This window comes from Streptomyces triticirhizae (assembly GCF_003696235.1).
Classification (GTDB): Bacteria; Actinomycetota; Actinomycetes; order Streptomycetales; family Streptomycetaceae; genus Streptomyces; species Streptomyces triticirhizae.
Map to the genome: position 1 here is coordinate 1 of NZ_RFFJ01000031.1, position 26,214 is coordinate 26,214.

Sequence of the window (26,214 nt, forward strand, 5' to 3'; positions counted from 1 at the left end):
GACTCGTCGCGGTGCGTCGGCGGTACGTTTATCTGCCTACTGGTGAACACTGTCGCACCGTGCGTAACGAATCCCCGGTGTCGCCCACACCGCCGGCGCGTCCGCTGTCCCCCGGACGGGGGCGCGACCTCACCCGTTAGCCCCGCGAGCGCGCGGCCGGGCGGGCGCCCTGCCGCCTGACGGAGCGGCCGTGTGCCGGCGGGCCTGCCGCGTGACGGAGCGGCCGTGCGACGGGCCGGGCCCGCGCCGGCGGGCCGCTTCGGCCGTCCGTCAGAGGGCCTGGGCCTCCGTGGTGTGATCGACCAGCTCGGCGAGGTCGACGGCCTCGGCCATGGCGCGGAAGCCGTGGTCGTTCGGGTGCAGCCCGTCGCTGGAGTCGAAGCCGGGCAGCAGCCGGTGCGGCGCCGCCGGGTCGCGCAGCACTCGGTCGAAGTCGACCACGGCGTCGAATATGCCCGCCGTCCTGATCTGGTGGTTCACCTGCTGACGTATCTGCTCCAGCTCCGGCGTCCAGCCCGGATGCCCGCCGAACGGGGCGAGCGTGCCGCCCAGCACCCGCAGGCCCTCCGCCCTGGCCTCCTCGGCCAGCCGGTTCAACCCGTGCACGATCGCCTGGGCGTCCGTCGCCCGGGGCTGGAGCAGGATGTCGTTGATGCCCAGCTGCACCACCAGGGAACGGGCGCCCGGCTGGGGCAGCACGTCGGTGTGGAGCCGGCTCAGCCCGGCCGCGCCGTTGAACAGGCGGTCGGGTGCGCCGTCCCGCAGCAGCCGGTTGCCGCTGATGCCCTGGTTGAGCACCGCGAGGTTCGGCGCCTCGGCGTCCCCGCGCAGCCGCGCCGCCAGGAAGTCCGTCCAGCGGCGGTTGGCGCCCGGCGTCGAGGTGATCCCGTCCGTCAGGGAGTCGCCCAGCACCACCACGGCGCCGTCGGCCTGGGAGGTGAAGACCTGGACGCCGGTGAGATAGCGCCAGACATCGGAGGCGTGGGCGAAGCCGGAGCCCGACAGCCGGCTGGTCTGGTCGCCCCGTGCCAGGTAGTTGGGCTGCTGCGCCATCCGGTGGTAGGTCACGGGGCCCGAGGACTCCGGCGTGTAGAGGGAGACCAACAGGTCAGCGGCGTGCGGCAGTTCGAGCGGGGCGGCGTCGGACAGCACCGAGCCGCCGGCCGGCACGGTGACCGAGGTGCCGTCCCCGAACGTGACCCGGTGCATCGTGCCCTCGTGCGCGGCGGCACCGCCGAGCGCGGAGGAGAGCGCGACCGTGACCCGGGTGAAGGTGACCGGGCGGCTGCCGTAGCGGTTCGACAGCTCTATCCGCACCCCGTTGCCCCCCACGGAGGTGCGCACCACGTTCCTGATCGTCTGGTCCGGGAGACCGTCCCTGGTGCCGGGCTCGGCGCCCGACGGCGCGGCCGACCACGTGGCGACCCACTCGCCCTGGGCAGCCGGCACCACCTCGGGCGCCGAAGGCGCCGGGGCGGCGATGTCCACCCGCTCCCCCCGCCCCGTGCCGATGGCAAGGGCGACCCCGAGCAGAACCACAAGCAAAGCGGCGAGCAGGCCGAAGGCCCCTCGCTTACTGACCACTCCCACGCGTCGATGATCCCACGAGCCACTCGGGCGGGCGCACCGACTGTCCACAGGTTGCGGATCATCACACCGGCCTGTGGATGGCGGATGCGGTGGAAACGGCGGAACGGGGGATGATGCGGGAACGGCGTGCGGGGTGTGCGTCGTTGCCAACGGCGAACGCGGAGGGAGCGGATGGCGATGCGGACCGAGGGCGCCGAGCGCGCCGTGGGCGGGGGCGCGGAGCGCTCCGTGAGCGCGAGCCAGGCCGGCGTGCTCACCGCCGCCGACGAGTTGAAGCGGCGCGGCCTGCGCCGGATGAAGGGGGTCGCCACCGGGCTGTTGGTGGTCGTCGCGGTCGTCTACGCGCTGGCCACCTGGGCGGAGCACAGCGGGGCCGGCCCCTGGGCCGGCTATGTGGCGGCGGCGGCCGAGGCCGGGATGGTGGGCGCGCTGGCGGACTGGTTCGCGGTGACCGCGCTCTTCCGCAGGCCGCTGGGCCTGCCCATCCCGCACACCGCGATCATCCCGACGAAGAAGGACCAACTGGGCCAGTCCCTCGGCGAGTTCGTCGGGGAGAACTTCCTCTCCGAGGAGGTGGTCAGGGACAAGCTGCGCTCGGTCGAACTGGCCCAGCGGCTCGGTGACTGGCTGGCCGTACCGGCCAACGCCGACCGCGTCACCGCCGAGTTGGCCACGGCGGCGCGCGGCGGGCTGCGGGTGCTGCGGGACGCGGACGTCCAGGCGGTGCTGGGCGAGTCGATCACCCGCAGGGCTGGCGCCCAGGAGGTCGCGCCCACGCTCGGCCGGCTGCTGGAGAAGACCATCGCCGACGACGGCCACCGCAGGCTCGTCGACCTGGTGTTGGAGGCGGCGCACACGTGGCTGACCGCGCACCGGGACTCGGTGCTGGACGCGGTGGCCGGCGGCTCGCCCGGCTGGACGCCCCGGTTCGTCGACCGCAAGGTCGGCGAGCGGGTCTACCGCGAGCTGCTGCGCTTCGTCACCGAGGCCAGGCAGCAGCCCGACCACCCGGCCCGGGCCACGGTGGACCGTTTCCTGGCGGACTTCGCGCAGCAGTTGCAGCACGACCGGGAGACCAGGGAGCGCGTCGAGCGGCTCAAGAACGACCTGCTGAACCGGCCGGCCGTGCAGGATCTCATCGCCTCGGCGTGGAGCGCGCTGCGGGCGATGATCCTGGACGCGGCGGAGGACGAACGCAGCGCGCTGCGGCTGCGGGCGCGGTCCTTCGTGCTCACCACGGGCGGGCGGCTGGCCTCGGACGAGCGGCTGCGGGCCAAGCTGGACGGCTGGGTCGCGGACGCCACCACCTATGTGGTCAACGGCTACCGCGCCGAGATCACCTCGTTGATCACGGACACGGTGGCCGCCTGGGACGCGCCGACGACCTCCCGCAAGATCGAGCTGCACATCGGCCGCGACCTCCAGTTCATCCGCCTCAACGGCACGGTGATCGGGGCGCTGGCCGGCCTCCTGATCCACGCGGCCACGCGGGCGTTGGGGGGTTGACATGTCGTCCCTGCCGGGCCATCGCGGGATCTCCTTCGGAACGGCCTTGCCACGGGCGGCTGTCGTAGAATCGCCGGCACGAGCGGCCGTGATGGAACTGGCAGTCATGCTGGGTTTAGGTCCCAGTGCGCTTCACGCGCGTGAGGGTTCGAATCCCTCCGGCCGCACCGTTGGCCTCGCGCCACCGCCGAGACGGCGGGCCCCCGGCACCCGTCGACGGATCGGGTGCCGGGGGCCCAACGCGGTGCCTCAGTCGAGGAGTTCGGCCTCAAGGGTGATGGGGGCGCCGGCCAGCGCCTTGCTCACCGGGCAGTTCTCCTTGGCGGTGTTGGCGGCCTCCTGGAAGCCCTCGGCGGTCAGGCCCGGCACCTTCGCCTGGACCTTCAGCACGATGCCGGTGATGCCGGTCCCCGGCTGGAAGGTGACGTCGGCCGAGGTCCGCACCGTCTCCGGCGGGGTGCCGGCGCCGGCCAGCCCGTGCGAGAGCGCCATCGAGAAGCACGCGGAGTGCGCGGCGGCGATCAGTTCCTCGGGGCTGGTCCGCCCCTCGGGGGCCTCCGCGCGCGAGGGCCAGGTCAGATCGAAGGTGCCGAGCCCGGACGAGTCCAGGTTCACCTTCCCGGCCCCCTCCATCAGAGAGCCTTCCCAGTTGGTCGTCGCGGTGCGTGTGGTTGCCATGGGCGATCCTCCCGAAGGAATAACCAGAAGCAGGTCGCGTACACGCTATCGCTGCGCCGCCCACGCCCGGAAAGCGGCGGCCCGAGCCGCCACCCGGCCTACCGCCGGGCGGGTCCCGGCGCGGAGCCGCGCCGCCGCCGGTCAGCCCAGGGCGGCGACGAGCGCCAACGGCACCCGGGCGGCCAGTTGAGGATCGCTTCGCACGCAGGACGGGCAGGCATGGATCACCCAACCCCCTCCCGAGAGGCTGACCTCCAGGCAGGGGAGGACGAGCTCGGCCGTCTCCTCGCAGCTTTCGCGGAACGGCGGTTCGGGCTGGGCGGGACTGCTGGGGGAGACGGGCATGAACGCTCCTTGGTCAACGCGAGCAACGGTTGGTGCGTTCAGCCTCGTTGGTTGTGTGCGGCCCCGACAGGGACGCGACGTCCCCGTTCGGTGGCGTTAGGTGACTGGTGCTGGCGCGTCAGGTGACACCCAGGAGGTCGGCCAGGCGGCGCAGGCCCGCTGGGGGATGAGGGACGGCGGACAGGTCGCGGACCAGGGAGACGGCCAGGGTGTGGTGTCTGATCCAGGTTGGTGCGACGCGATCGAGTCGCTCCAGGACGCGGACCGCACTCGGCGCGTCACCCAGGTCGGCATGGGCCCAGGCCACGTCCAACAGCAGCCAGGTGCGCCAACTCGGCGGCACGTCCGCGCTCAGCCGCATTCCCTTCGCCAGGGCCAGCGCCTCGTCGGGACGCGCGTGTTGCACGGCGAGCCGCACGCGTTCGATGCGGACCGAGGAGCGGGAGAAGACGGAGACCAGGCGGCCGTCCGCCGACGGGGGGAGCGCGGCCAGGCGACCGGCGGCCGCTTCGGCGGCGGTCATCATCTCGTTGGCGCGTTCGTAGTCGCCCGCGCGGGCGGCGGAGGTGGCCGCCGACATCAACAGTCCGCCCCAGACGCGGACCCCGTCCGTGGTTCCGGCGTGTTCGTGCTCGACCTGATCCGCCGCGTGGACCGCGAGGTTCCAGGCGTCGTCGAGGCGGGCCTGCCGCTGGTATGACCAGGCCACCGAGGTCGAGATCATCCCCGGCAACAGCGGGTCGGACGACAGTTCGGCGGCGGTCATCGCGCGTTCCAGGGCGGCGAGCGCCAGGTCGGTCCTGCTCAGGCGGATGGCCAGATGGCCGCCCAGTTGCAGGGACTTGGCCAGCAGCCCGTGCCCGGCGGCGCGCTGGCGGTCGTTTCCGGCGGCGGCGGCGAAGCGGGCGTTGTTGATGAGCCCCGGCAGCCGGGCGAGTACGTCGTCGAACGTCGCGGCGTGGTAGAGCGTCCAGGTCTCCGCGATGGACGCCCGCAGCGCACCAGCCGAGAGGCCCGCCTCGCTGGGTTCGGGCGGGCGGCCGAAGAACGGGGGAGCGATGGCTCGGCGCAACGTCACCAACTGCGGCGGGTCGGGCTGTTCGACCGAGACGGCGGGTGGTTCGCCGAGCAGCGAGGTCAGCTCCACGCCCAGCCCGTGGGCCAGCGCGTGCAGGGTCGGCAGGCGGGCGGAGTGCTTCCGCCCCTGCTCCAGCTTCTTCACCACATCGACCGACACCCCGGCCCGCTCCGCCAACTGCTCCTGGGTGAGCCGGCCGATCCCGCGCAAGCGGGCGATGCGGTCGCCGAGTTGAGCCATGTGTCCAGGGTAACGACGTCGATACCGGGCAGATCCGTGCGCGCGACGGGAGGAGTCGTGTCCGATGACGAGGGGCACGGATCACGGTTGTCGCTGCCGAAGGCGGGACGGACGAAGCGCCCATGGCGGGGGCTCCTGAGCATCGCGGAGGGCGCTCGGGTGCAGACTGAGGGTCAGGCGGCTCCGGGGCTCGGGTGTCGGGGCCGGTAGGCGCGACGCGTGAGGAGTCGTTCGGTGTCCGTGGTGAAGATCAACGTGTTGGAGGTTCCCGCCGAGCAGCGGGAGGAGTTGGAGCGGCGGTTCGCCGGGCGGGCCGGGATGGTGGAGAGCCAGGACGGGTTCGAGTGGTTCGAGCTGCTGCGGCCCGTCGAGGGGACGGACCGGTATCTGGTGTACACCCGCTGGCGGAGCGAGGAGGACTACCGCAGGTGGGCGGAGGGCTCGATGCGGCAGGCCCACGGCGGCGGCAACGGAAGCGGCGGCAACGGAAGCGGCGGCGCGGGGCGGAGGCCCGCCGCGACCGGCTCCGAGCTGTGGTCGCTTGAGGTGGTGCGGCAGGCCGCGCCCAAGGGCTGAGCCGGGGAGGGCCGGGGCGCCGCCCGGCCCGGGGCGGGCGGCCTCAGATGGTCAGCGACAGCAGCGTCGTGGCCGCCTGGCGGTTCAACTCCTCGGCGGCGCGGCGGAGTCGGTGTGCCTGGCCGACCGGCAGGGACAGCGCCAGGCACCCCACGGTCGAGCCGGCCGTCAGCGGCACCGCCGCGCACAGCGTGCCGATCGCGTACTCCTGGAAGTCCAACACCGGCATCGTCGGCGGCTGCCGCTCCAGCGCGCTCAGCAGCACCCGCCGGTCGGTGATGGTGCGGGAGGTGAGCCGGGCGGCGCGGTGGCGGGCGAGGTGGTCCTCGCGGCCGTCGTGGTCGAGCTGGCTGAGCAGGCACTTGCCGATGGCCGTGGCGTGCGCGGCGGAGCGGAAGTCGACCCACTCGTTGACGACCGGCGCCTCCGGGGTGTCGGAGATCCGGGGCACCTCCAGCTCGCCGTCGGCGTAACGCGCCAGGTACACCGGGGCGTTGAGGGAGTCGCGCAGCGCGTCGAGGGCGGCCTGGAGCCGTTCGTCGCGGAACCGCCGGCGGCCCTCCTCGCCGTCGTCCCCGACGCCGCCGAGCATCAGCAGGACGCGCCCCGGGGCGAAGACCCCCTCGACCGGCTCCTCCACATAGCCCTCGGCGAGCAGCATCCCCATCAGGTGTTCCCGCTGGTCCGGCGGGAGTCCGGCGGCCTGGGCCAGGTCGTCCGCGCGTATCCCGTCCGGGTGCCCGGCGATCGTCTCCAGCAGTCGCAGGGCGTATCGCACCGAGTGGAACGGGGCCGTGCGCCCGGGCGTTGTCGCCACGTCGTCCTCCTGCCAGCGTTCACGAGAGCCCCGCGTCGCCGGGACGCGGAGGGCTGAGCATCCACCAGCGTAGCGAGAACGGCCCGGGTGGTGCGCCGGTTCACGAAGGAAGAAACGGCGCCCCACCGGGGCCGGCCGACCCGCGCGCGGCCACCGGCCCGCGCGGCCGCCTACGGCGGCGTCCACAGCGGCGTCCACGGCGGCGTCGCCTACGGCGGCGCCGCCTGAAGCGCCGTCGGCTGAAGCACGTCGGCTAAAGCACCGTCGCCAGGAACTCCTTGGTGCGGTCGTGCTCCGGCTCGCTGAAGATCTTGTCCGGGGAGCCGGACTCCACGATCTTCCCCTTGTCGAACATCAGCACCGAGTCCGAGATGTCCCGCGCGAACGACATCTCGTGGGTCACCACCAGCATCGTGATGTCGGTGGAGAGCGCGATGTCCCGCAGCACGTCCAGCACGCCGGCGACCAGCTCGGGGTCCAGCGCCGAGGTCACCTCGTCGAGCAGCAGCACCTGAGGCCGCATCGCCAACGCGCGGGCGATGGCGACCCGTTGCTGCTGGCCGCCGGAGAGCTGGCTGGGGTACTTGTCCAGGTGCTCGGAGAGGCCGACCAGTTCGATCAGCTCCTTGGCGCGCTGCTCGGCCTCGTCCTTGGACAGGCCCAGCACGTGCACCGGCGCCTCCATCACGTTGCGCAGCACCCGCATGTTGGGGAAGAGGTTGAAGTGCTGGAAGACCATGCCGATCTTCTTGCGCACCTCGCGCACGTGCTTGTCGCTCGGCTTGACGAGCTTTCCGTTCCGTTCCTCGTGGGTCAGGTACTGCCCGTCGACGGTGATGGTGCCCTCCTCGGGGGTGAGGAGGGTCATCAGCAGCCGCAGGATCGTGGTCTTGCCCGATCCCGAGGGGCCGATCAGGGTGACGTGCTTCCCGGTGTCGACACAGAAGTCGAGCTGGTCGAGCACCGTCACGTCGCCGAACCGCTTGGTGACGTTGTCGAACCTGACCAGCTCCTTGCCGGCGGCCCGGCTGGACGACTCCGACGGGGCCGACGAGGCGGCCGGCGCCGTGGCGTCGGTGTCCCCGGCCGTGGCGCTCCCGTCGTTCTTCAGGACGTTCTCTGGGTTTTCAGCTGGTGAGGGCAAGACGACGCTCCAGAACTCGGATCAGCAGAGAGGCCGGGTAGGCGATGACCAGGAAGGCGATGCCAACGACGGTGTACGCCTCGATGGTGAAGGTGGTGTTGCTGAAGTTCTCGGCCGCTCCGAGCATGTCCATCGCCCCGATGACCGCGATCATGGGGGAGTCCTTCAGCATCGCGATGACGTAGTTGCCCAGCGCGGGCACGACGCGGCGGATGGCCTGCGGCAGGATCACCGCGATCCAGGTGCGGCCGCGTGGCAGGCTCAGCGCCGTGGCCGCCTCCCACTGGCCGACCGGAACGCCGGCGATGCCGGCCCGGTAGACCTCCGCCGTGTACGTCGAGTAGTGCAGGCCGAGGCCGATGATGCCGGTGGTCAGCGCCGACATCGACGGTCCCCACTCGGGCACCACGAAGTACAGGAAGAACAGCTGCACCAGCAGCGGGGTGTTCCGCACGAACTCGGTGAACGCGGTCACCGGCCAGCGCACCCAGGCGTAGGGCGCGCGCTGGGCCATGGCCCAGACCAGGCCGAGCGCGAAGGCGATCAGGCTGCCCAGCGCCAGCGCCTGGAGGGTGACCAGCAGCCCGTCCCAGAATTCGGGCATGAAGTCGTTGACGACATCCCAGTCCCAGTTCACTTGGCCGCACCCCCCGTGGTCAGCGCGCCCGAGCCCTCACCGGCGCTCTCCCGCAGGGAGAGCCTGGCCAGCAGGCCGCCGCGCGGCTGCGGCTTGCCGACGTTCGCGTTGGCGCGCCGCTCGATGACCCGCATTCCACGGGTCAGGGTGAAGGCGAGCACGAAGTAGAGCACCAGCAGCAGGGTGTAGATCGGCGCGGACTCGTTGGAGCCCAGGCGCACGAGGTTGCCGGCGTAGGCCATGTCGGCCACGGTGATCACCGAGACCAGCGCGGTGCCCTTGAGCAACTCGATCAGCAGGTTGTTGAACGGCGGCACCATGTCGGGCCAGGCCTGCGGGATCTCGATCCGCCGCAGCCGCTGCCACCGGGTGAAGCTCAACGCGATCCCCGCCTCGCGCTGCCCTTCCGGCACGGCGGCCAGCGCGCCGCGCACCACCTCGGAGCCGTAGGCGCCGTACGTCAGGCCGAGCGCCAACACGCCGGCGAACATGGGCACCAGCCGCCACTCCAGCAGCAGCGGGAGCGAGAAGACCAGCCAGAACATCAACACCAGCGCGGACATGCCACGGAAGATCTCGAAGTAGCAGCCCGCGAGGAAGCGCACGATCCACAGCCGCGAGGTGCGCAGCGTGCCGATCGCGAACGCGACGACCACCCCGAGCGCCGCGCTGTAGAGCGTCACCTGGATGGTGATCCAGATGCCCGGCAGGAAGTAGTTGGTGAACATCCCCTCGGTCATCATCAGCAAAGCTCCTCAGCGGTGAGTTCGGTCATCTCCGCCTCGGTGAAGCCGAAGGGCGCCACGATCTCCAGCAGTTCCCCGCTCTGCTTGAGCTTGTGCAACTCGTCGTTGAACGCGTCCCTGAGGTTCCGCTCGGACGGCCGGAATGCGAACGCCCCCGCGCCGTACGCCGGTTCGCCGTCCACGATGGGAACGAACGGCTCGGTGGACTCGACCCGACTGTTGCCCTCGACGACGTCCATCACGGTGACGTTGGTCCCCGCGAACGCGTCGGCCCGGCCCTGGCTGACGGCGTCGAGGCCGGCCACCTGGTCGGGAAGGATCAGAATCTCGCCGCGCGGCACCCCGGCGGCCACCGCGTACTCGATCTCCGCGTAGGCCTGTCCGGTGGCCAGGGTCAGGCCCTGCTCGGCGATGTCCTCGTATCTCGTGATGTTGTGGGGATTGCCTGCGGGAACGATGAAGGAGTCGGGCATCTGGTAGTCGGGATCGGCGAAGAGAACCTGCTCGCATCTCTCCGGGATGATGTACATCCCGGCCGAGACCACGTCGAAGATCTGCGCCTTGAGCCCGGGGATCAGGGCGCTGAAGTCGACGGGGACCGGTTCGACGTTGTCCACACCCAGGCGCGAGAAGATCACCTTGGCGATCTCGGGCGCCTCGCCGGTGGGCTCGCCGTCGTCGTTGATATAGCCGAAGGGGGGCTCGCTGGCGATGCCCACCTTGACGGTGCCCCGTTCGCGCAGCCGCTCCAGCAGATCGCCCCCCTCCACCGCGTCCTCGGCGGCCACCCGGCTGCACCCGGTGGCCGCGAGGCCGCCGAACACCGCCAGCCCCGTCAGCAGGGAGCGGCGACTGAGCCCGGTCTCTCGGCGTCCGTTCTGAAGAAAAACTCTTGTCGGTGGAGCCATGGGCGCGCGGCTACCCACACCCTTCACATCTATGCGGGCCCGACTGTGGTCCATGTCTCACCGTTGCGAGGTCGTTACGCGCGTCCCACGCAGGCCCCACGCGCGCCCCTCAGGGGCGCCGTGCGCCACCGCGCGCCAGCGCACGCCCGCGCAGCGTGAGCACGACGGAGGCGCTCGTCGCCGCCAGCAGCGAGGCCAGCAGCACGGCCGCCTTGACGTGCTCGGTCAGCTGGTGCTCGCCGACGAAGGCGAGTTCCGCGATCAGCAGCGCCACCGTGAAGCCGATCCCTGCCAGCAGCGCGCCCCCGACCAGGTCGGGCCAGCCGAGCCGGGGGTCGAGCCGGGCCCGGGTGAGGCGGACGGTGAGCCAGGTCGCGCCGAGGACCCCGAGCAGCTTGCCGAGGAAGAGCCCCAGCACCACGCCCACCGCCTCCGGCTCCCCCGCCATCTCGCCCAGCGCGGCCGGCGAGACCGACACCCCGGCCGCGAACAGCGCGAACAGCGGCACCGCGACGCCGGCCGACAGCGGGTGCACCAGATGCCCGACGCGTTCGGCCGGGGTCTGTTCCTCGCCGGCGCGCGGGGTGGCGCGCAGCAGCATCCCCAGCGCGACGCCGGCGACGGTCGCGTGCACCCCGCTGTGGTAGGTCAACGTCCAGACGGCGCCGGCCAGCGGCAGATACCAGTACCAGCCGTGGACGTCCCGCGTGTGCAGCAGCCGGTAGAGCGCCAGCCCGGCGACGGCGCCGGCCAGCGCCCACACGTTGAGCCCCGAGGTGAAGAAGACCGCGATCACCAGGATGGCGAGCAGGTCGTCCACGATCGCCAGGGTCAGCAGGAACGTCCGCAGCGCGCCGGGCAGCCGGCGGCCGACGACGGCCAGCACGCCCAGCGCGAACGCGATGTCGGTGGCCATCGGCACCGCCCAGCCGTCGGCGGAGCCGCCCCGGGCCAGCGCGAAGGCCAGGTAGACCAGCGCCGGGGTGACCATGCCGCCGACGGCAGCGACCACCGGCAGCGCCGCGGCGGCCGGGCGGCGCAGCTCGCCGACGGTCAGCTCGCGCTTCAGCTCGGTGCCGGCCACGAAGAAGAAGACGGCCAGCAGCCCGTCCGAGGCCCAGTGCCCCACCGACAGGTCCAGGTCGAGGAGCGGAACGGCCAGGTGGTGGTCGCGGACCGTCGCATAGCCCTCGCTCCACGGGGAGTTGGCGAGCACCAGCGCCACGGTCGCGGCGACCAGCAGCAGCAGGCCCCCGGTGACCTCAAGCCGCAGGAACTCGGCGAGCGAACGGCGGTCGCGCACGGCGGGCGAGGGGGATGTCATGGGTGCCTTCCTGGTGGACGAACGACGACAGCGACTCGCCGACCAGACTTCCCGGCACACCCGGGCGCGGCTCTCGGCCACGCCCTCGCCGCCCACCGTACCCCGGGGCGTCCGGCGTTGGCTCAGGTCGGTCCGTTCAGCGCGTGGAGCCCGTTCGGCCCGGGTCAGGTCAGCTCCGCGAACGCCTCGACGGCCGCCGTTCTGCCGGTCACCACGATCACATCGCCCGGGTGCACGACGGTCTCGGCCGTGGCGTGGGTGAACTGCTGCCCCGGCCGCTTGACGCCCACCACCGTCACCCCGTGCTCGCGGCGCACCCCGCTCTCGCTCAGCGGCATCCCCGTGGTGGACCGCGGCGCGATGGTCTTGACCAGGGCGTAGTCGTCGTCGAACTCGATGAAGTTCAGCATCCGGCCGGTCACCAGGTGGGCCACCCGCTCGCCCATCTCGTGCTCGGGGAGGATCACGTGGTGGGCGCCCAACCGCTCCAGGATCTTGCCGTGTTGGCGGCTGATCGCCTTGGCCCAGAGGTTGCGGACGCCCAGCTCCAGCAGGTTGGAGGTGGTCAGGATGCTGGCCTCGATCTGGGTGCCGATGGCCACCACCGCGCGGGGGAACTCATGGACGCCCAGCTGCCGGAGCACCTCCTCGTCCGTGGCGTCGGCCAGCACCACATGGGTGAGCACGTCGCGGTGCTGCTGCACGAGCCGTTCGTCGGAGTCGATGCCCAGCACATCCCAGCCCCGGCGCATCAGCTCCTCGGCCAGCGAGGTGCCGAACCGGCCGAGCCCCACCACGGCGACCCGCTGGTCGCGGTGGTGCTCGGCCGGCGCGTGCGTGGCGGCCGCGCGCTTGCCGCGCCTGCGGCGCATGGCGTGCAGCTGTGAACTCATGGCGCTCCCGTCACATGGTCTGGCGTCACCCGATGATCGGCCGCTCGCGCGGCAGCCGGTACCGCTGTTCCCGCACCCGCATCGCCAGCGCGGACACCAGGATGATGGGGCCGATCCGGCCGACGAACATCAGCACCATGATGATCAGCTGCGCCGCCGTCTGGCTGTCGCTGACCAGACCGGTATGCATTCCGACCGTGCCGAACGCTGAGACGGCCTCGAACACGACCAGTTCGGCCCGGACATGGATCAGCGACATCAGCGTCACGATCGCGACGACCAGCACCACCGCGCTCAGCAGGGTCACGGTCAGCGCCTGCCGCACCACCTGCGGGGAGATCCGCCGCCCGAAGAGCCCGGCCTCCCGGTGGCCCCGCACCTCCGCCAGCACCGCCGCGCCGAGCACGGCGACCGTGGTCACCTTGATCCCGCCGGCCGTTCCCGCGCTGCCGCCGCCGACGAACATCAGCACCGACGTGCCCAGCAGCGTCTCCGGCTCCATTGCGGCGATCTCGGTGGTGTTGAAGCCGGCGGTGCGGGCGACGGCGGAGTGGAAGAACGCGTTGAGCACCTTCTGACCGACGTCGAACGGGCCGAAGGTGACCGGGTTGTTCCACTCGAAGGTCAGGGTCAGCACCCAACCGGCCACCAGCAGGCACGCGCTGGTCGCCAGCGTCAGCCGGAGGTGGAGCGACCAGGGCGTCGAGGTCCGCACCCCGCCCGCGCCGCGCCGGCGGGTGCGGTAGCGCAGCAGCTCGATGATCACCGGGAAGCCGAGCCCGCCGGTCAGCGCGGCGGCCGCCAGGGGCAGCAGCGTCCACGGGTCGCCCGCGAAGCGGCTGAGGCTGCCCGGATAGGGGCTCAGCCCCGCGTTGTTGAACGCCGAGACCGCGTGGAAGACGCCGTGGTAGAGCGCCCGCCCGAACGGTTCGCCGTGCCCCAGCGTGAAGCGCGCGGTCAACAGCACGGCGGTGACCGCCTCCACGGTCACCGTGATCAGCGCGATCCGCCCCAGCAGCCGCCGGATGTCGCCGCCGCCGGCCGAGGTCTCGGTGTCCAGGCTGAGGGTGGTGCTCAGCCGCAGCTTCCCCGCGACCAGCAGCGCCAGCAGCGAGGCCAGCGTCATGATGCCGAAGCCGCCCACCTGCACCAGGACCAGCACCACCACGTCCCCGAAGCCGGACCAGTAGCTTCCGGTGTCCACCACCAGCAGCCCCGTGACGCAGACCCCCGAGGTCGCGGTGAAGAGCGCGGTCAGCAGCGAGGGCGACTCCCCGGCCGTCGAGGCCATCGGCAGGCTCAACAGCGCGGTGCCGACCAGGATCACGCCGAGGAACGCCAGCACCACCAGCCGGGCCGGGTGGGTCTCCGCGATCCAGCGCCGCAGGGGGAGGGCGAGATGCGCCACGACGTGCCCGTTTCCGTGTCTGCCGACGGGGCCGTTGCCCGGCCGGACCGGTGTCGAGACTGATCGCCCGTCAGCATAGTCCCGACATGGGGCGGTTCATGGGTGAATGAACGGGTTCGCGATCCCCGTGGTGCGACGCCTCGCCCGTTCGCGCGGGCCCGTTTCTGTGACCGGTAGGTGGAGGGCCCCCGCGATCCTGGGGAAGGTCCGGGCGGCGGCGCCGGGGCGGCGGCCGGGTCGGTGATCCGATGCGCGCGGCCGTCTGACGTGCGCGTTCGGCCACGGCCACGCACGGATGGAGGCGAACGGAGGTGGGATGCGATGACGGTTCGCGGACCGACGTGGTCGGGAAGCGCACTGGCGCGGCGGGGCGTTAAGGATGTATTAATGGAGGACAGGTGACCTTGGGGGGGTGACATGGCGGACTTCTTCGCGACGGCGCTGGAGTTTCCCGCCGTCGTCTTCTCCATCCCGCTCGCCGTGGTCCTGCTCTACTGGCTCTTCGCCCTGGCCTTCGGCGTGGGCGCCGGGGCCGTGGAGGCGGCCGACGGTGCCGCCGACGCCGGCGGCGGCTTCGGCTGGTTCGGGCTCGGCGGCGTGCCGGTGGCCGTTCCGCTGTCGCTGCTGGTCGCGTTGGCCTGGTTCGGCTCCATGGCGGGCGGCGAGCTGATCGACAACGAGGTCGGTCGCGCGCTGGTGCCGCCCGCCGCGCTGCTGCTCGGCTGGGCCGGGGCCTGGCTGGCGGTCCGTCCGCTGCGGCGGCTCTTCGCGCCGGAGTCCGGGATCTACCACCGGGACTTCGTCGGCCGGGTCTGCGAGGTGCGCACCAGCCGGGTGACGGCCTCCTTCGGCCAGGCCGAGGTCGCCGCCGACGACGGCGGCACCGCCATCGTCCAGGTCCGCGCCGAGGGGCCCGAGGCCGCCGAACTGGCCGCCGGGCACCGGGCGTTGATCTACGGCTACGAGGCGGACGGCGGGTTCTTCTGGGTCGCGCCCTATGACGCGGGCCCGCTGGACCCTGGCCCCGACGAACCCGGGCCCGGTCGAAACCGGGCACTGGACTGACGCGTCCTCACCTGTAAGCCACCGCTTCTCACCGCTTCTCACCGAACTCTTCGCACAACCGTGGCGGCATCTCGCCGCGCGCGACCGGCCGGGGGCCGGCCCGCGCCCCGCCGCCGCGACCGAAGCGTTGCCCACACAACGCCGACCGGACGCCGAGCCGGCGTCCCACGAACGGCCGGAAGTCCGCGACTCGTCGCGGCGGCGCGGGCCTGAGGCCCCGTCGACTCGAACACACAAGGGGGGCCACCCATGGACACTCTCGGGACCAGCCTCGGCGTGCTGATCGCCGCGGTCCTGATCATCATCCTGGCCACGTTGTTCCTGCTCACCCGCCTCTTCCGCAAGGTGGAGCAGGGCAAGGCGCTGATCGTCTCCAAGGTGCGCAAGGTGGACGTCACGTTCACCGGCGCCGTGGTGCTGCCGGTGCTGCACCGGGCCGAGGTGATGGACATCTCCGTCAAGGCCATCGAGATCGGCAGGACCGGCAAGGAGGGCCTGATCTGCAAGGACAACATCAGGGCCGACATCCGGATCTCGTTCTTCGTCCGGGTCAACAAGACCGTCTCGGACGTCATCAAGGTGGCGCAGGCCATCGGCACCGAGCGGGCCAGCGACCGGTCCACGCTCCAGGAGCTGTTCAACGCGAAGTTCTCCGAGGCGCTCAAGACCGTCGGCAAGCAGCTCGACTTCGCCGACCTCTACACCAAGCGTGACGAGTTCCGCGACCGGATCATCGCCGTCATCGGCACCGACCTCAACGGCTACAGCCTGGAGGACGCGGCGATCGACTACCTGGAGCAGACGCCGCTCGGGCAGCTCGACAGCAACAACATCCTGGACGCCCAGGGCATCCGGAAGATCACCGAACTCACCGCCGCGCAGCACGTGTTGACCAACGAGTTCCGGCGCAACGAGGAGAAGGAGATCACCCGGCAGAACGTCGACGCCCGCGAGGCCGTGCTGGAGCTGGAGCGCCGGCAGGCCGACGCGGAGATCAAGCAGCGCCGCGAGGTCGAGACCGTCCGCGCCCGCGAGGAGGCCGAGACCGCGCGCGTCCAGGCCGAGGAGCGGCTGCGCGCCCAGGCCGCGCACCTGAAGACCGAGGAGGTCCTCGGGGTCCAGAACGAGAACCGCGAGCGCGAGATCGCCGTCGCCCGGCTCAACCGGGACCGGGTCGTCGCCATCGAGAACGAGCGGATCGAGAAGGACCGGCTGCTGGAGGTCATCGCGCGCGACCGGGAGACCGGCCTGTCGCGGATCGCCGCCGACAAGGAGATCGAGGGCGAGAAGCGGGAGATCGCCGACGTGGTCCGGGAGCGGATCGCGGTGGAGAAGACCGTGGCGCAGCAGGAGGAGGAGATCAAGCGGCTGCGCGCCGTCGAGGAGGCCGAGCGCGGCCGGCAGGCCGTGATCATCGCGGCCGAGGCCGAGGCGCAGGAGCGGCTGGTCAAGGACATCAAGGCCGCCGAGGCGGCCGAGGCCGCGGCCGCGCACCGCGCCAACGAGAGCCTCACGCTGGCCGAGGCCAAGCGGAAGGCCGCCGAGTTGGAGGCGCAGGCCGCGATCCGGCTGGCCGAGGGCAAGCGGGCCGACGCCGCCGCGCCCGGCATCGCCGAGGCGGAGGTCCAGGAGCGGATGGCGCAGGCCATCGCCGCCACCAGGGCGGCCGAGGCGGAGGCCGCCCGCCAGATGGGGCTGGCCGAGGCCGAGGCGCTGCGCGAGAAGATGGGCGCGGAGGCCACCGGCCTGAAGGAGAAGGCCGAGTCGATGGCGGCGCTGGACGCGGCCAGCAGGGAGCACGAGGAGTACCGGCTCCGTCTTGAGGCCGAGAAGGACGTCCGGCTGGCCGGCATCGACGTGCACCGGCAGATCGCGGAGGCGCAGGCCACGTTGGTCGGCGCCGGGCTGGAGAACGCGAAGATCGACATCGTGGGCGGCGACTCCGTCTTCTTCGACCGGCTGGTCGGCGCGATCTCGGCGGGCAAGAGCGTGGACGGCTTCCTGGACCGCTCCGAGCACGCCCGCACCCTGGTCGGGCCGTGGCTGGACAAGGACGGCTCGACGTTCACCGACGACCTCTCCCGGATGGTGGGGGGCCTGGGCGCCGGCGGGCTGCGCGACCTGACGCTGGCCGGGCTGCTGAGCGGGCTGATCTCCAGGGGCGGCGACAACGCGGGCCAGCTGAGCGGCCTGTTGGAGACGGTGCGCGCCCAGGGCCTGGGCGACACCCGGCTCTCCGAACTGGCGGCGGCGGCCGGACCCGCCGTCAACGGCCGCCCCGCCAGGGGCGAGGGGCCGGTCCTGGAGAAGCAGCCGTAGGCGGGGCGCGGCGGCGGTCGGCACGGCGCACTGACACATGGGGGGAGCGAGGGTGGAGACGCGGGAGCGGGAGACGGCCATGGCCGAGACCGAGGCCCCTGACCGGGGCAGCTACGAGGTGCTGCGGGACCGACTGCGGTCCGCGGCGGGCGAGTTGGGGGAACGGACCCGGCGGCTGAACGCGGAGCGGGTCGCCACGTTCGGCGGCGGCGATCTCGAACTGGTCGCCACCGACCGGCTGCGCACCGAGCGCGACAGCCTGCCCCGCGACCTGGTGCGGGTCGGCGGCGCGCTGCTCTTCGGATACCGGGTGCCGCCGGCGCCGGGCCAGTCCACGGGCGTCGCCGAGGTGTTCCGGCTCTACCGGCCGGCCGGCGACGGCTTCGCGCCGGCCGGGCCCGAGGCGGTGCCCGGGCTGCTCGACGACCCGGCGTTCCAGCGGGACTTCGCCGACCTCTTCCGCTACTTCCAGCAGTCCGCGCTGCTGCGGCTGCGGACCGTCGGGAGCCTGCTGCTGGCGGTCTTCCGCACCGGCGAACGGGTCGACGACATCCGGGTGTTGCGCTGGAAGATCCACCCCGACGGGCGGCCCGAGTACGTGGACGCCAAGGGCGAGCGGGACCATGTGCCGCCCGACCCGGACGAGGTCGCGTGGACGGCCACCACCCGCGACGACCACGTTCCCGGCGCGGCGCCCGGGCAGCCGCCGCACATCGACATCGACGGCACCCTCCGGCTCGCGACCGCCGGCGGCACCCTGCGCCTCTCCCTCGCGGAGGGGCCGGACGGCGAGGCCGAGGAACGGCACAGCGAGCCGCTGGCCGAGCCGCTCCAGTCGCTGGCCGACGCCCAGGTGCACTACGCGCGCGTCGGCCCGCTGCTGCTGCTGAAGGTCCTGCCCTACAACGAGACCGAGCACCGCCATCTGGTGCACAACACCCGCACCGGCGAGATCATCCGGCTCGACGGCATCGGGCAGGGCTGCCGGGTGCTGCCCGAGGACCAGGGCGTGATCTTCCCCGGCGGCTACTACCTGTCGGCGGCGCCGGCCGGTTCGGCCGCCCGCACCTTCGACCTCGACACCGAGGGCCTCGCGTTCGAGCGGCTGCTGCGCTCGCCCAACGGCGAGGACCTGCTCTACGTCTTCCGCGCCGACGCGCGCGGCCGGGCGCTGCTGCTGCCCTACAACCTCATCGACAAGGCCGTGCGGAACCCGATCCCCTGCCTCGGGTTCGCGCTCTTCGACGACGGCCGCCTCGTGGTCTGCCGCGCCGAGGCCGCCGAGGCGTCGCGGGTGCACCCGGTGCAGCTGTGGGCGACGCCGTTCGTCAGCGAGGAGCACGCCGCCGCCCAGCCGGCCGGCACCGGGCCGCTCGCCAGGATCGGCAACGCCGACCTGGTGCGTGGCATCTCCGACGCGTTCACCGTGGTGCGGATGGCCACCGAACTGGAGCCGGACACCGCCGTGTTCGAGGCCGTGATCGCCGCCTGCGACCGGCTGACCGACCAGTACCACTGGCTGGGCCAGCCCCAGACGCAGGCCCTGGCCGAGCCCGTCGCCCCCCTGCGCGCCACCGCCGAGCAGGTCATCGCCGAGTACGAGCGGGTCCGCCAGCTGCGCCGGCAGGCCGCCGCCGCGCTCGCCGAGGCCGAGACCGACATCACCGGGCTGGTCCGCCGGGCGCGCGGCGAGGCCCCGCGCGGCGCCGCCGACTGGGTCACGCTGCTGACCCGGCTGCGCCGCGCCCAGGGCCACCTCGCCGCGCTCCGCGACACCCGCCACATCGACACCGCCGCGCTCGACCGGCTCGACGCGACGCTCGTCGAGTCGCTCGCCGCCACCGGCCGCCGCGCCGTCGCGTTCCTCTCCCGGGACGACGCGTTCGACGAGACGCACGCCGCGATCGCGGAACTCGCCGAGCGCGCCGGCGCCGTCGAGAGCGTCGCCGACGCCGAGCCGCTGGGCGCCGAGATCGCCGAGCACGCCGACGAACTCCGCACCGTCACCGAGGTGATCGGCACCCTGGAGATCGCCGACGCCGTGGTCCGCACCGAGCTGCTCACCCGCATCGGCGAGGTCACCGGCGCCGTCAACCGCGCCCGAGCGGTGCTCGACGGGCGGCGCCGCGAGCTGCTGGAGACCGAGGGCCGCGCCGAGTTCGCCGCCGAGTACGCCCTGCTCGGGCAGGCCGTCACCGGCGCCCTGGCCTCCGCCACCACCCCCGAGGAGTGCGACGAGCACCTCGGCCGGCTGCTGCTTCAGGTGGAGAACCTGGAGGCCAGGTTCGGCACCTTCGACGAGTTCCTCGCCCAACTCGCCGACCAGCGCGAGGAGATCTACGAGACCTTCGCCGCCCGCAAGCAGGCCCAGCTCGACGAGCGGGCCCGGCACGCCGAACGGCTGGCCGCCTCCGCCGAACGCGTCCTGGACACCGTGGGCCGCCGCGCGAGCGCCCAGGGCAGCCTCGACGAGATCAACGCCTACTTCGCCGCCGACCCGCTGGTGGCCCGCGTCCGCGCCACCGCCGACGAACTCCGTTCCCTCGGCGAGGAGGTCCGCGCCGACGAGATCGACGGGCGGCTCACCGCGCTCCGCCAGGAGGCCGGCCGCACCCTGCGGGACCGCGCCGAACTCTTCGGCGCCGACGGCACCATCCGGCTCGGCCGCCACCACTTCACCGCCGCCACCCAGCCCATCGACCTGACCCTGGTGCCGCACGACGGCGGCCTCGCGTTCGCCGTCACCGGCACCGACTACCGGGCCGCCGTCGCCGACGCCGAACTGGCCGCCGCCCGGCACTTCTGGGACCAGCCGCTGGCCTCCGAGTCGCCCGAGGTCTACCGCGCCGAGCACCTCGCGGCCAGCGTGCTCGCCGCCGCCGACCCCGACGAGCTGGCCCGCGCCGCCACCGAGGACCACCTCACCGCGCTGGTCCGCCGGTTCGCCGAGGCCGCCTACGACGAGGGCTACGACCGGGGCGTCCACGACCACGACGCCGCCCGCATCCTCGCCGCCGTGCTGAGGCTCCGCGAGGCCGCCGGGCTGCTCCGCTACCCGCCCCGACTCCGCGCCTGCGCCCAGCTGTTCTGGGCGCACGGCACCACGGGGGAGACCCGCCGCGCGCTGACCGTCCGCGCCCAGTCGCTGGCCCGCGCCCGCGCCACGTTCGGCGCGACGGGCGCCGTCGACGCGCTCGCCGCCGAACTCACCGACGCCGTCGACGCGTTCCTCGCCGCCCTGCCCGAGGACGCGGGGCTCCCGGCCAGTGCCCCGGCGGGCGTCGGCGGCTATCTGCTGGAGGAACTGGCCGCCGGCGGGCCCGCGTTCGTCACCAGCCCCGCCGCCGGCGCGCTGCGCGGCGACTTCCACGCGGCGCTCGGCGAGGCCGGCGTCAAGGAGCTGACCCAGGACCTCGCCGCCGTCGGCGCCGACCTCGCCGCCCGCCACCAGCTGGTCACCGCCTGGCTGACCGCGTTCACCGGCGCCCGGGGCCCAGGCGACGAGAGCTTCCCCGACCTGCCGGAGGCCGCGGCCCTGGAGCTGACCGCCGACACCCTGGAACACCGGCCCGTGGACGCCCCGCTGACCGCCGTGATCAGCGGCCTGCTCGGCAGCCACCCCCGGCTGGAGCGCGGCGAACTCCCGCTGCGCCTCGACGAGTTCCTCACCCGCACCGAGACCTTCAGGACCGAGCGGGTGCCAGCCCACCGCGCCTATGTCCGCCGCCGCAACGCGCTGCTGGAGACCGAACGCCGCCGGCTGCGCCTGGAGAGCTACCGGCCCCGCGTGATGCCGGCGTTCGTCCGCAACCGGCTGCTCGACGAGGTGTATCTGCCGCTGGTCGGCGACAACCTCGCCAAGCAGCTCGGCGCGGCCGGCGCCGAGCGACGCACCGACAGCCAGGGCCTGCTGCTGCTCCTCTCCCCGCCCGGCTACGGCAAGACGACGCTGATGGAGTATGTCGCCGCCCGCCTCGGGATGGTCTTCGTCAAGGTGGACGGGCCGGCCCTCGGCCACCACACCACCTCGCTCGACCCGGCCGCAGCGCCCGACGCCGCCGCCCGCCGCGAGATCGAGAAGCTCAACTTCGCGCTGGAGATGGGCAACAACGTCCTCCTCCACCTCGACGACATCCAGCACACCTCGCCCGAGCTGCTCCAGCGGTTCATCCCGCTGTGCGACGCGCAGCGCCGCATCGACGGGGTGCGCACATCCGACGGCGAGGCCGTCAGCCACGACCTGCGCGGCAAGCGCTTCGCCGTCGTGATGGCGGGCAACCCGTTCACCGAGTCGGGACACCGCTTCCGGGTCCCCGACATGCTGGCCAACCGGGCCGACGTGTGGAACCTCGGCGAGGTGCTCACCGGCCGGGAGGAGCTGTTCGCGCTCAGCCACATCGAGAACGCGCTGACCGCCAACCCGACGCTCGCCCCGCTCGCCTCCCGCGACCGCGCCGACATCGAGCTGCTGGTGCGGCTGGCGCGCGGCGACGAGACCGCCTCAGCCGAACGGCTCCGCCACCCCTACACCCCGGCCGACCTGGAGCAGATCCTCGCCGTGCTGCGCCGGCTGCTGCGGGTGCGGGACGTGATGCTCAGGGTCAACGCGGCCTATATCGCCTCCGCCACCCAGGAGGACGCCACCCGCACCGAGCCGCCGTTCCGCCTCCAGGGCTCGTACCGCAACACCAACCAGATCGCCGAGCGGATCGTGCCCGTCCTCAACGACGAGGAGCTGGAGGCGCTCATCGACGACCACTACCGCGCCGAGGCGCAGACCCTCACCACCGGCGCCGAGGCCAACCTCCTCAAACTCGCCGAGCTGCGCGGCCGGTTGACCCCGCAGGAGGCCGAGCGCTGGGCCGAACTCAAGGCCGCGCACGTGGCGCGGGCGGCCGCCGGCCCCCTCAGCGGGCGAGGCTGATCGCGGTGGCCACCAGATAGCACCCGCCGAAGAACGCGACCAGCCGCACCACCCCGGCGCCCACATACCGCCAGTAGAAGCGGCGCAACGGGGAGGCGTTCTCCGGCAGTCGGGCCAGGGTGACGGCGGGGGAGCGGCGGCCCCCGCCCGTCATCCGCCACAGCCGCTCGGTGTGCAGCGCCGGTATTCGCCAGCCGGCCAGCACGCCGCTGATCACCATCTGGTGCCGCAGCCAGGCCAGCTCGTGCCGCCAGCCGACCTTCCGCACGCGCGGCACCCGGTCCGCAGGCTCCCGCCACTTCAGGAAGCAGTACCGGAAGCACAGCGACCAGCCGACCGCCAGCGTCACCGCCGTCGCCGCCACCGGCCACCACTCGCCCGGGTCGGCGAACACCGGGGCCAGGGTGGCCAGGGTGCCCACCACGGTGAGTATCCCGACCGCCCAGCCGGCGAGCGTCCAGCGGAACCTGACGAACGGCGCCGTCCGCATCCCGCGCACCAACTCCCGCTGGTCGCGCGGGCGGAACGCGGTCAGCCGCTCCGTCGAGCGGTGGTACAGCTCCTGCGCGCCCCGCCACAGCGGCTCGGCCCGTGCCGGGCCCAGCGGCGGCAGCGCGTACAACTGCCGCAGCACCGCGTCCCGTTGCTCCTCGCCGGCGCGGAACTCCGCGCCCAGCGGGCCGTGCCGGGGCGTCAGCCGGCGCAGCGCCAGCCAGGCCAGCCACAGCAGGCCGGCCGCCACCGGGACGCCCGGCAGCAGCCAGCCCGCGTAGGCGCCGACATCGCTCAGCGGCACCGCGACGCCGACCAGCACCGCGCAGGCGGCGACGGGGACGGCGACCAGCGCCAGCAGCAGCGGCGCGGCGCCCGACCGCTCGTAGTGCTGCCGGTCCAGGGCGACCAGATAGTCGTTGATCGGCCGCAGCCGCCCCAGCCAGTCCCCGTCTCCCGTGCTCACGCCCATGGCCACCATGATGCCCGCCACCACTGACAGGCCGGCCGCGCGGCCCGTCCGACCGCGCGGCCACGGGGCCACGGGGCGACTAGCCGCGACCGCCCAGCGGCTCCCGGGTCAGCACCACGTCGCCGCCCTTGCGGGCCTTCGCCACCGTGTCCTCGTCGAACGACACCGTGCGCGCGATCCGCGCCAGATGGTCCGCGAAGACCGAGGTGTGGTGCACGGTCGGCGTCGAGATGGTGAAGTAGACCGTGTAGTCCCTCGGCGCCGGCACCGCCAGCTGGAGGAAGGACACCCCCAGCTTCGGCGGCGGCCCCTGCCCGATCCCCGGCGGACGGGGAAAGGTCATCGACCGCAGCGAGACCGACGTCACCCCGGGACCGACCGGCAGCTTGGTGGCCAGCAGCGTGTCCTCGGGGCCGCGCAGCCCCTTCGCCAACCGCTCGTCCACATCGGCCAGTTCGGACTCGGGCACCTCGCGGAAGTACTCCTCCTTCTTGGCCCGGTAGATCGACTCGGCGCAGATCAGCGCCGACTCGTGCCGGGTGGGCAGCAGGCCGACGACCAGCATCCCCAGCGCCAACGAGCCGTTCTCCACGCTGATGTGGACCGCCGTCTTGCAGATCTCCTCGACCTGCAACATCGGCAGCAGGCGCGGCATGTTGTCCATCGCGTAGGTCCGGCCCTCGCCGCCCACGGTCGGCAGCAGTTGGTCCAGCGTCTGGGACCACTCCTCCGGCGAGGGCGAGTCAGGCAGCGGGACGTAGCTGTCCGGGACGCGGGCGGTGAAGCAGACGGGTATGCCGTCCTGTTCGCCGGACGTGGCCGGCGTCGCGGTCCTGGTGGGTGCGTTCACGCCGCCACCTCAAGCCCGCTGATGAACGACGAGTCCGCGCCGGTCAGGATCGCGTCCGGGTTGACCGCCGCCGGCACCACCTCGGGCATCGGCACCGGATCGCCCGGCGGCCGCACCTCCGGCATGGGTATCGGGTCGTTCGGCAGCTCCACGTCCGGCATCGGCGCCGGCTGCGAGGGCCCGGACGGCGGCGGAACGAACGTCGCGTCCGGCGCCATGTGCTCCCCGGCCAGGTCCCCCAGATCGCGGAACGGGCCCAGGATCGGCACGTCGCCGAAGGTGGCGCCGTCGTCCTCCATGCGCCGCCGCTGGCTCTCCGCCGAGCCCAGGTTGCCCAGGACGTTGCCGGCCCAGCCCATGCCCTCGCCGACCAGCGTCCAGGCGCCGCCGGCGCCCCTGATCCCGCTGAACATGCCGCTGCCCAGGCCCGCGATGCCGGTCGCGCCCCTGGCCGCGCCGGCGATCCCCGCGCCCAGCACGCCGAGCCCGCCCGTGGCGACCGTGATCAGGTCGAAGCCGATGGTCTCCCAGGTCACGCCCTCCGCGCCGCCGGCCATCGCCATGCCGTGGAAGAGCAGCCCGGCCACGCCGGCGCCCAGGCCGATGTAGCCGCCGATGGTGCCGATGGCGCCCAGGATCAGCGCCGCCGTGCCGCCGCTGGCCACGAACAGGCCGATCACCGCGACCGCCAGGCAGATCACCCCGACCACCATGGCGATGTCGGCGAAGATGTCACCGATCAGCTTCCAGGTGTTGGGGTCCATCATGAAGTCGACGATGTCCGAGACGACATCGGCGATCTTGTCGAACAGCCCCGGCTCCGGCGGCGCGTCGTCCGCCGCCCTGGAGAGCGCCCGCGAGGTGTCCTCGGCCGAGGCCAGATACTCCTCGTGCAGCTGACGGGCGCGCTGGATCACCTCGTTGAGCGCGGCGTTCGCGGAGTTCAGCGCGCTGTCGCGGGCCCGCTCGGTGTCCTCGTGCTCGGAGAGTTCGTCGTCGTCCATGTCCGAGGTGTCCGAGGGCAGCGCGTCGACGGCCGCCTGCGCGCTGTCGACCTGCGCCCGGGCGCTGGCCGCCTCCTCCTCCAGCTGGCGCGCGACCGACTTGAAGCGGTCCAGGTCGTTGACCCACCACTCCAGGGCGCGGGCGGCGACGTCCAACGCGTTGACGGCGCGCTGGAGATACGGCGGCACCTCGTCGAACGCCTCGCTGAACGCGTCGGCCGCGCGGCCGACCCAGATGCCGCTTGAGGTGTTGATCGCGGTCATCGCGGTGTGCGTGTTCGAGCTGAGGGTCGCCACGTCCCGCATCGTCGCGGCCACCGCCTCGGCCGCCGGGAGGTCCCCGGGGCAGGGGTCGAAGCCCAGGTTCGGGTAGGAGTCGCTCATCGTGGCCTAGCCCCCGCTCCCGCCCTCGGAGAGGGCTCGTTCCAGTTCCTCGTCGGTGGCCGTGTAGGTCTCCGCCGCGTTGATCGCGACGTCACCGATCCCGCTGGTCAGCTCCGACAGTTGGCCGAAGCCGTAGTCCCAGGAGTCGGCGAAGTCGTCGCACCGGCTGGCCAGTTCGGACGGCCCGATGCTGGCGGCGCTGGTGCCCGAGAGGCTGCGCGAGGCCTCCCGCATGTCGTCGCCGCTGGACTCCAGCCGGGCCGCCAACTCCCGTACCTCGTCCTCGAAGAATCTCAAGAAGGACATCGCGTCCGTACTCTCCCCGTTCTCTCCCCGTTGTCCCCATGTGGTGCCCGTTCCGTGCGGGCCGCTCGGCATCGCGAGGGCCGCGTGTGGGGCCTGTGCCGCGGGCGCGGCGGGTGCCCCGACATGCGAAGGGGCGGTGCCGGATGCCGTGAGACACCCGCGCACCGCCCCGGACGAAGCAGGCGAGGTCAGCCGCCGCGGATCGCGCCCTCAAGGCCCTCGTCGGTCTCGCGGTAGGTGTCGGCCGCGGTCTTGAGGTAGGTACCCATGCCCTCAAGACCCTCGATCACCTTGCGAGCACCCGTGGTGAACTCACGGTAGGACTCGTCGAAGGCACGAGACGCCCGGCTGGTCACGAAGCCGGTCGAGACCAGGTTGTCGATGTAGCTCTGGAGCGACGACAGCTTCTGGTCGATCTGCTCCCGCTCATCGATGAGTCGGTCACCCGCCTCCTGCATATCGTCATAAGTCACATCCATATCGCTCATGGCGGTCCCCTCCTCTGGCC

The 26,214-nt window shown here is 72.7% G+C and carries 23 protein-coding genes and 1 tRNA gene; 7 read left to right on the forward strand and 17 right to left on the reverse strand.

Features of this window, described 5'->3' with window-relative positions; translation table 11 throughout:
- Positions 1–270: 270 nt before the first annotated feature.
- Positions 271–1,590 carry an SGNH/GDSL hydrolase family protein gene (locus EBN88_RS08490; protein ID WP_233580534.1) on the reverse strand — a complete coding sequence of 440 codons (1,320 nt, stop codon included), beginning with the start codon at positions 1,588–1,590 and terminating at the stop codon, positions 271–273.
- Between the two features lie 171 nt (positions 1,591–1,761).
- Between EBN88_RS08490 and EBN88_RS08495 the strand changes: the two genes are divergently transcribed.
- Both EBN88_RS08495 and EBN88_RS08500 read left to right on the forward strand, forming a co-directional pair.
- Positions 1,762–3,096 (forward strand): DUF445 domain-containing protein, encoded by a 1,335-nt coding sequence (locus EBN88_RS08495; protein ID WP_122183189.1) that lies wholly within the window; start codon positions 1,762–1,764, stop codon positions 3,094–3,096.
- Between the two features lie 82 nt (positions 3,097–3,178).
- Positions 3,179–3,263 (forward strand) — tRNA-Leu (locus tag EBN88_RS08500).
- An 82-nt stretch (positions 3,264–3,345) separates the two neighbouring features.
- Here EBN88_RS08500 and EBN88_RS08505 read toward each other — a convergent pair.
- The 3 genes from EBN88_RS08505 to EBN88_RS08515 all read right to left on the reverse strand — a co-directional run bounded on the left by EBN88_RS08505 (position 3,346) and on the right by EBN88_RS08515 (position 5,437).
- Positions 3,346–3,774 carry an OsmC family protein gene (locus EBN88_RS08505; RefSeq protein WP_122183190.1) on the reverse strand — a complete coding sequence of 143 codons (429 nt, stop codon included), beginning with the start codon at positions 3,772–3,774 and terminating at the stop codon, positions 3,346–3,348.
- Positions 3,775–3,915: 141 nt separating this feature from the next.
- Positions 3,916–4,119, reverse strand: coding sequence for a hypothetical protein (locus tag EBN88_RS08510; RefSeq protein WP_122183191.1), 204 nt, complete (start codon positions 4,117–4,119; stop codon positions 3,916–3,918).
- A gap of 118 nt (positions 4,120–4,237) precedes the next feature.
- A complete protein-coding gene (locus tag EBN88_RS08515) occupies positions 4,238–5,437 on the reverse strand; it encodes a helix-turn-helix domain-containing protein (RefSeq protein WP_122183192.1) in 1,200 nt (399 codons plus the stop codon).
- A gap of 234 nt (positions 5,438–5,671) precedes the next feature.
- Between EBN88_RS08515 and EBN88_RS08520 the strand changes: the two genes are divergently transcribed.
- Entirely contained in the window at positions 5,672–6,013 is a 342-nt protein-coding gene (locus EBN88_RS08520) for an antibiotic biosynthesis monooxygenase family protein (protein WP_122183193.1), read from the forward strand.
- Between the two features lie 43 nt (positions 6,014–6,056).
- Here the strand turns inward: EBN88_RS08520 and EBN88_RS08525 are convergent, their stop codons facing one another.
- The gene (locus EBN88_RS08525; RefSeq protein ID WP_122183194.1) at positions 6,057–6,830 is read right to left on the reverse strand and encodes an IclR family transcriptional regulator domain-containing protein; all 774 of its coding nucleotides are present in this window, start codon (positions 6,828–6,830) and stop codon (positions 6,057–6,059) included.
- Positions 6,831–6,920: 90 nt separating this feature from the next.
- On the opposite strand from EBN88_RS08525, the gene EBN88_RS30450 reads away from it, so the two are divergent.
- Complete coding sequence (locus tag EBN88_RS30450) at positions 6,921–7,058, forward strand: hypothetical protein (RefSeq protein WP_158621338.1); 138 nt, start codon at positions 6,921–6,923, stop codon at positions 7,056–7,058.
- Positions 7,059–7,083: 25 nt separating this feature from the next.
- Here EBN88_RS30450 and ehuA read toward each other — a convergent pair whose 3' ends face one another.
- The 7 genes from ehuA to EBN88_RS08560 form a co-directional block, all read right to left on the reverse strand.
- Complete coding sequence (ehuA, locus tag EBN88_RS08530; RefSeq protein WP_233580539.1) at positions 7,084–7,839, reverse strand: ectoine/hydroxyectoine ABC transporter ATP-binding protein EhuA; 756 nt, start codon at positions 7,837–7,839, stop codon at positions 7,084–7,086.
- 118 nt (positions 7,840–7,957) lie between these two features.
- Positions 7,958–8,611, reverse strand: coding sequence for an ectoine/hydroxyectoine ABC transporter permease subunit EhuD (gene ehuD / locus EBN88_RS08535; RefSeq protein WP_122183195.1), 654 nt, complete (start codon positions 8,609–8,611; stop codon positions 7,958–7,960).
- The gene (gene ehuC, locus EBN88_RS08540) at positions 8,608–9,354 is read right to left on the reverse strand and encodes an ectoine/hydroxyectoine ABC transporter permease subunit EhuC (RefSeq protein WP_122183196.1); all 747 of its coding nucleotides are present in this window, start codon (positions 9,352–9,354) and stop codon (positions 8,608–8,610) included. Before ehuC ends, ehuD begins: the two co-directional genes overlap by 4 nt.
- Positions 9,354–10,265 (reverse strand): ectoine/hydroxyectoine ABC transporter substrate-binding protein EhuB, encoded by a 912-nt coding sequence (ehuB, locus tag EBN88_RS08545; RefSeq protein WP_122183197.1) that lies wholly within the window; start codon positions 10,263–10,265, stop codon positions 9,354–9,356. Before ehuB ends, ehuC begins: the two co-directional genes overlap by 1 nt.
- Positions 10,266–10,374: 109 nt before the next feature.
- A complete protein-coding gene (nhaA, locus tag EBN88_RS08550; RefSeq protein WP_122183198.1) occupies positions 10,375–11,589 on the reverse strand; it encodes a Na+/H+ antiporter NhaA in 1,215 nt (404 codons plus the stop codon).
- A 164-nt stretch (positions 11,590–11,753) separates the two neighbouring features.
- Positions 11,754–12,482 carry a potassium channel family protein gene (locus EBN88_RS08555; protein ID WP_122183199.1) on the reverse strand — a complete coding sequence of 243 codons (729 nt, stop codon included), beginning with the start codon at positions 12,480–12,482 and terminating at the stop codon, positions 11,754–11,756.
- A 25-nt stretch (positions 12,483–12,507) separates the two neighbouring features.
- Positions 12,508–13,890: a TrkH family potassium uptake protein gene (locus tag EBN88_RS08560; protein WP_233580535.1), complete on the reverse strand. Its 1,383-nt coding sequence runs from the start codon at positions 13,888–13,890 to the stop codon at positions 12,508–12,510.
- Positions 13,891–14,307: 417 nt separating this feature from the next.
- Here EBN88_RS08560 and EBN88_RS08565 point away from each other — a divergent pair, with 417 nt between their 5' ends.
- The 3 genes from EBN88_RS08565 to EBN88_RS08575 all read left to right on the forward strand — a co-directional run bounded on the left by EBN88_RS08565 (position 14,308) and on the right by EBN88_RS08575 (position 22,198).
- Positions 14,308–14,955 (forward strand): hypothetical protein, encoded by a 648-nt coding sequence (locus EBN88_RS08565; RefSeq protein ID WP_122183200.1) that lies wholly within the window; start codon positions 14,308–14,310, stop codon positions 14,953–14,955.
- Positions 14,956–15,204: 249 nt separating this feature from the next.
- Positions 15,205–17,274 carry a flotillin family protein gene (locus tag EBN88_RS08570; protein WP_122183201.1) on the forward strand — a complete coding sequence of 690 codons (2,070 nt, stop codon included), beginning with the start codon at positions 15,205–15,207 and terminating at the stop codon, positions 17,272–17,274.
- A gap of 79 nt (positions 17,275–17,353) precedes the next feature.
- Complete coding sequence (locus EBN88_RS08575; RefSeq protein ID WP_122183215.1) at positions 17,354–22,198, forward strand: DNA repair ATPase; 4,845 nt, start codon at positions 17,354–17,356, stop codon at positions 22,196–22,198.
- On the opposite strand, the gene EBN88_RS08580 is transcribed toward EBN88_RS08575, so the two are convergent.
- The 5 genes from EBN88_RS08580 to EBN88_RS08600 all read right to left on the reverse strand — a co-directional run bounded on the left by EBN88_RS08580 (position 22,182) and on the right by EBN88_RS08600 (position 26,185).
- Positions 22,182–23,162: a hypothetical protein gene (locus tag EBN88_RS08580; RefSeq protein WP_147472683.1), complete on the reverse strand. Its 981-nt coding sequence runs from the start codon at positions 23,160–23,162 to the stop codon at positions 22,182–22,184. The two genes, EBN88_RS08575 and EBN88_RS08580, sit on opposite strands and share 17 nt — an antisense overlap.
- 79 nt (positions 23,163–23,241) lie before the next feature.
- Positions 23,242–24,012: a hypothetical protein gene (locus tag EBN88_RS08585; protein WP_122183203.1), complete on the reverse strand. Its 771-nt coding sequence runs from the start codon at positions 24,010–24,012 to the stop codon at positions 23,242–23,244.
- Complete coding sequence (locus tag EBN88_RS08590) at positions 24,009–25,400, reverse strand: WXG100 family type VII secretion target (RefSeq protein WP_122183204.1); 1,392 nt, start codon at positions 25,398–25,400, stop codon at positions 24,009–24,011. The genes EBN88_RS08585 and EBN88_RS08590 overlap by 4 nt, the downstream gene beginning before the upstream one ends.
- 6 nt (positions 25,401–25,406) lie before the next feature.
- Complete coding sequence (locus EBN88_RS08595; protein WP_122183205.1) at positions 25,407–25,706, reverse strand: hypothetical protein; 300 nt, start codon at positions 25,704–25,706, stop codon at positions 25,407–25,409.
- A 188-nt stretch (positions 25,707–25,894) separates the two neighbouring features.
- Entirely contained in the window at positions 25,895–26,185 is a 291-nt protein-coding gene (locus EBN88_RS08600) for a WXG100 family type VII secretion target (protein WP_199742299.1), read from the reverse strand.
- Positions 26,186–26,214 lie beyond the last annotated feature (29 nt).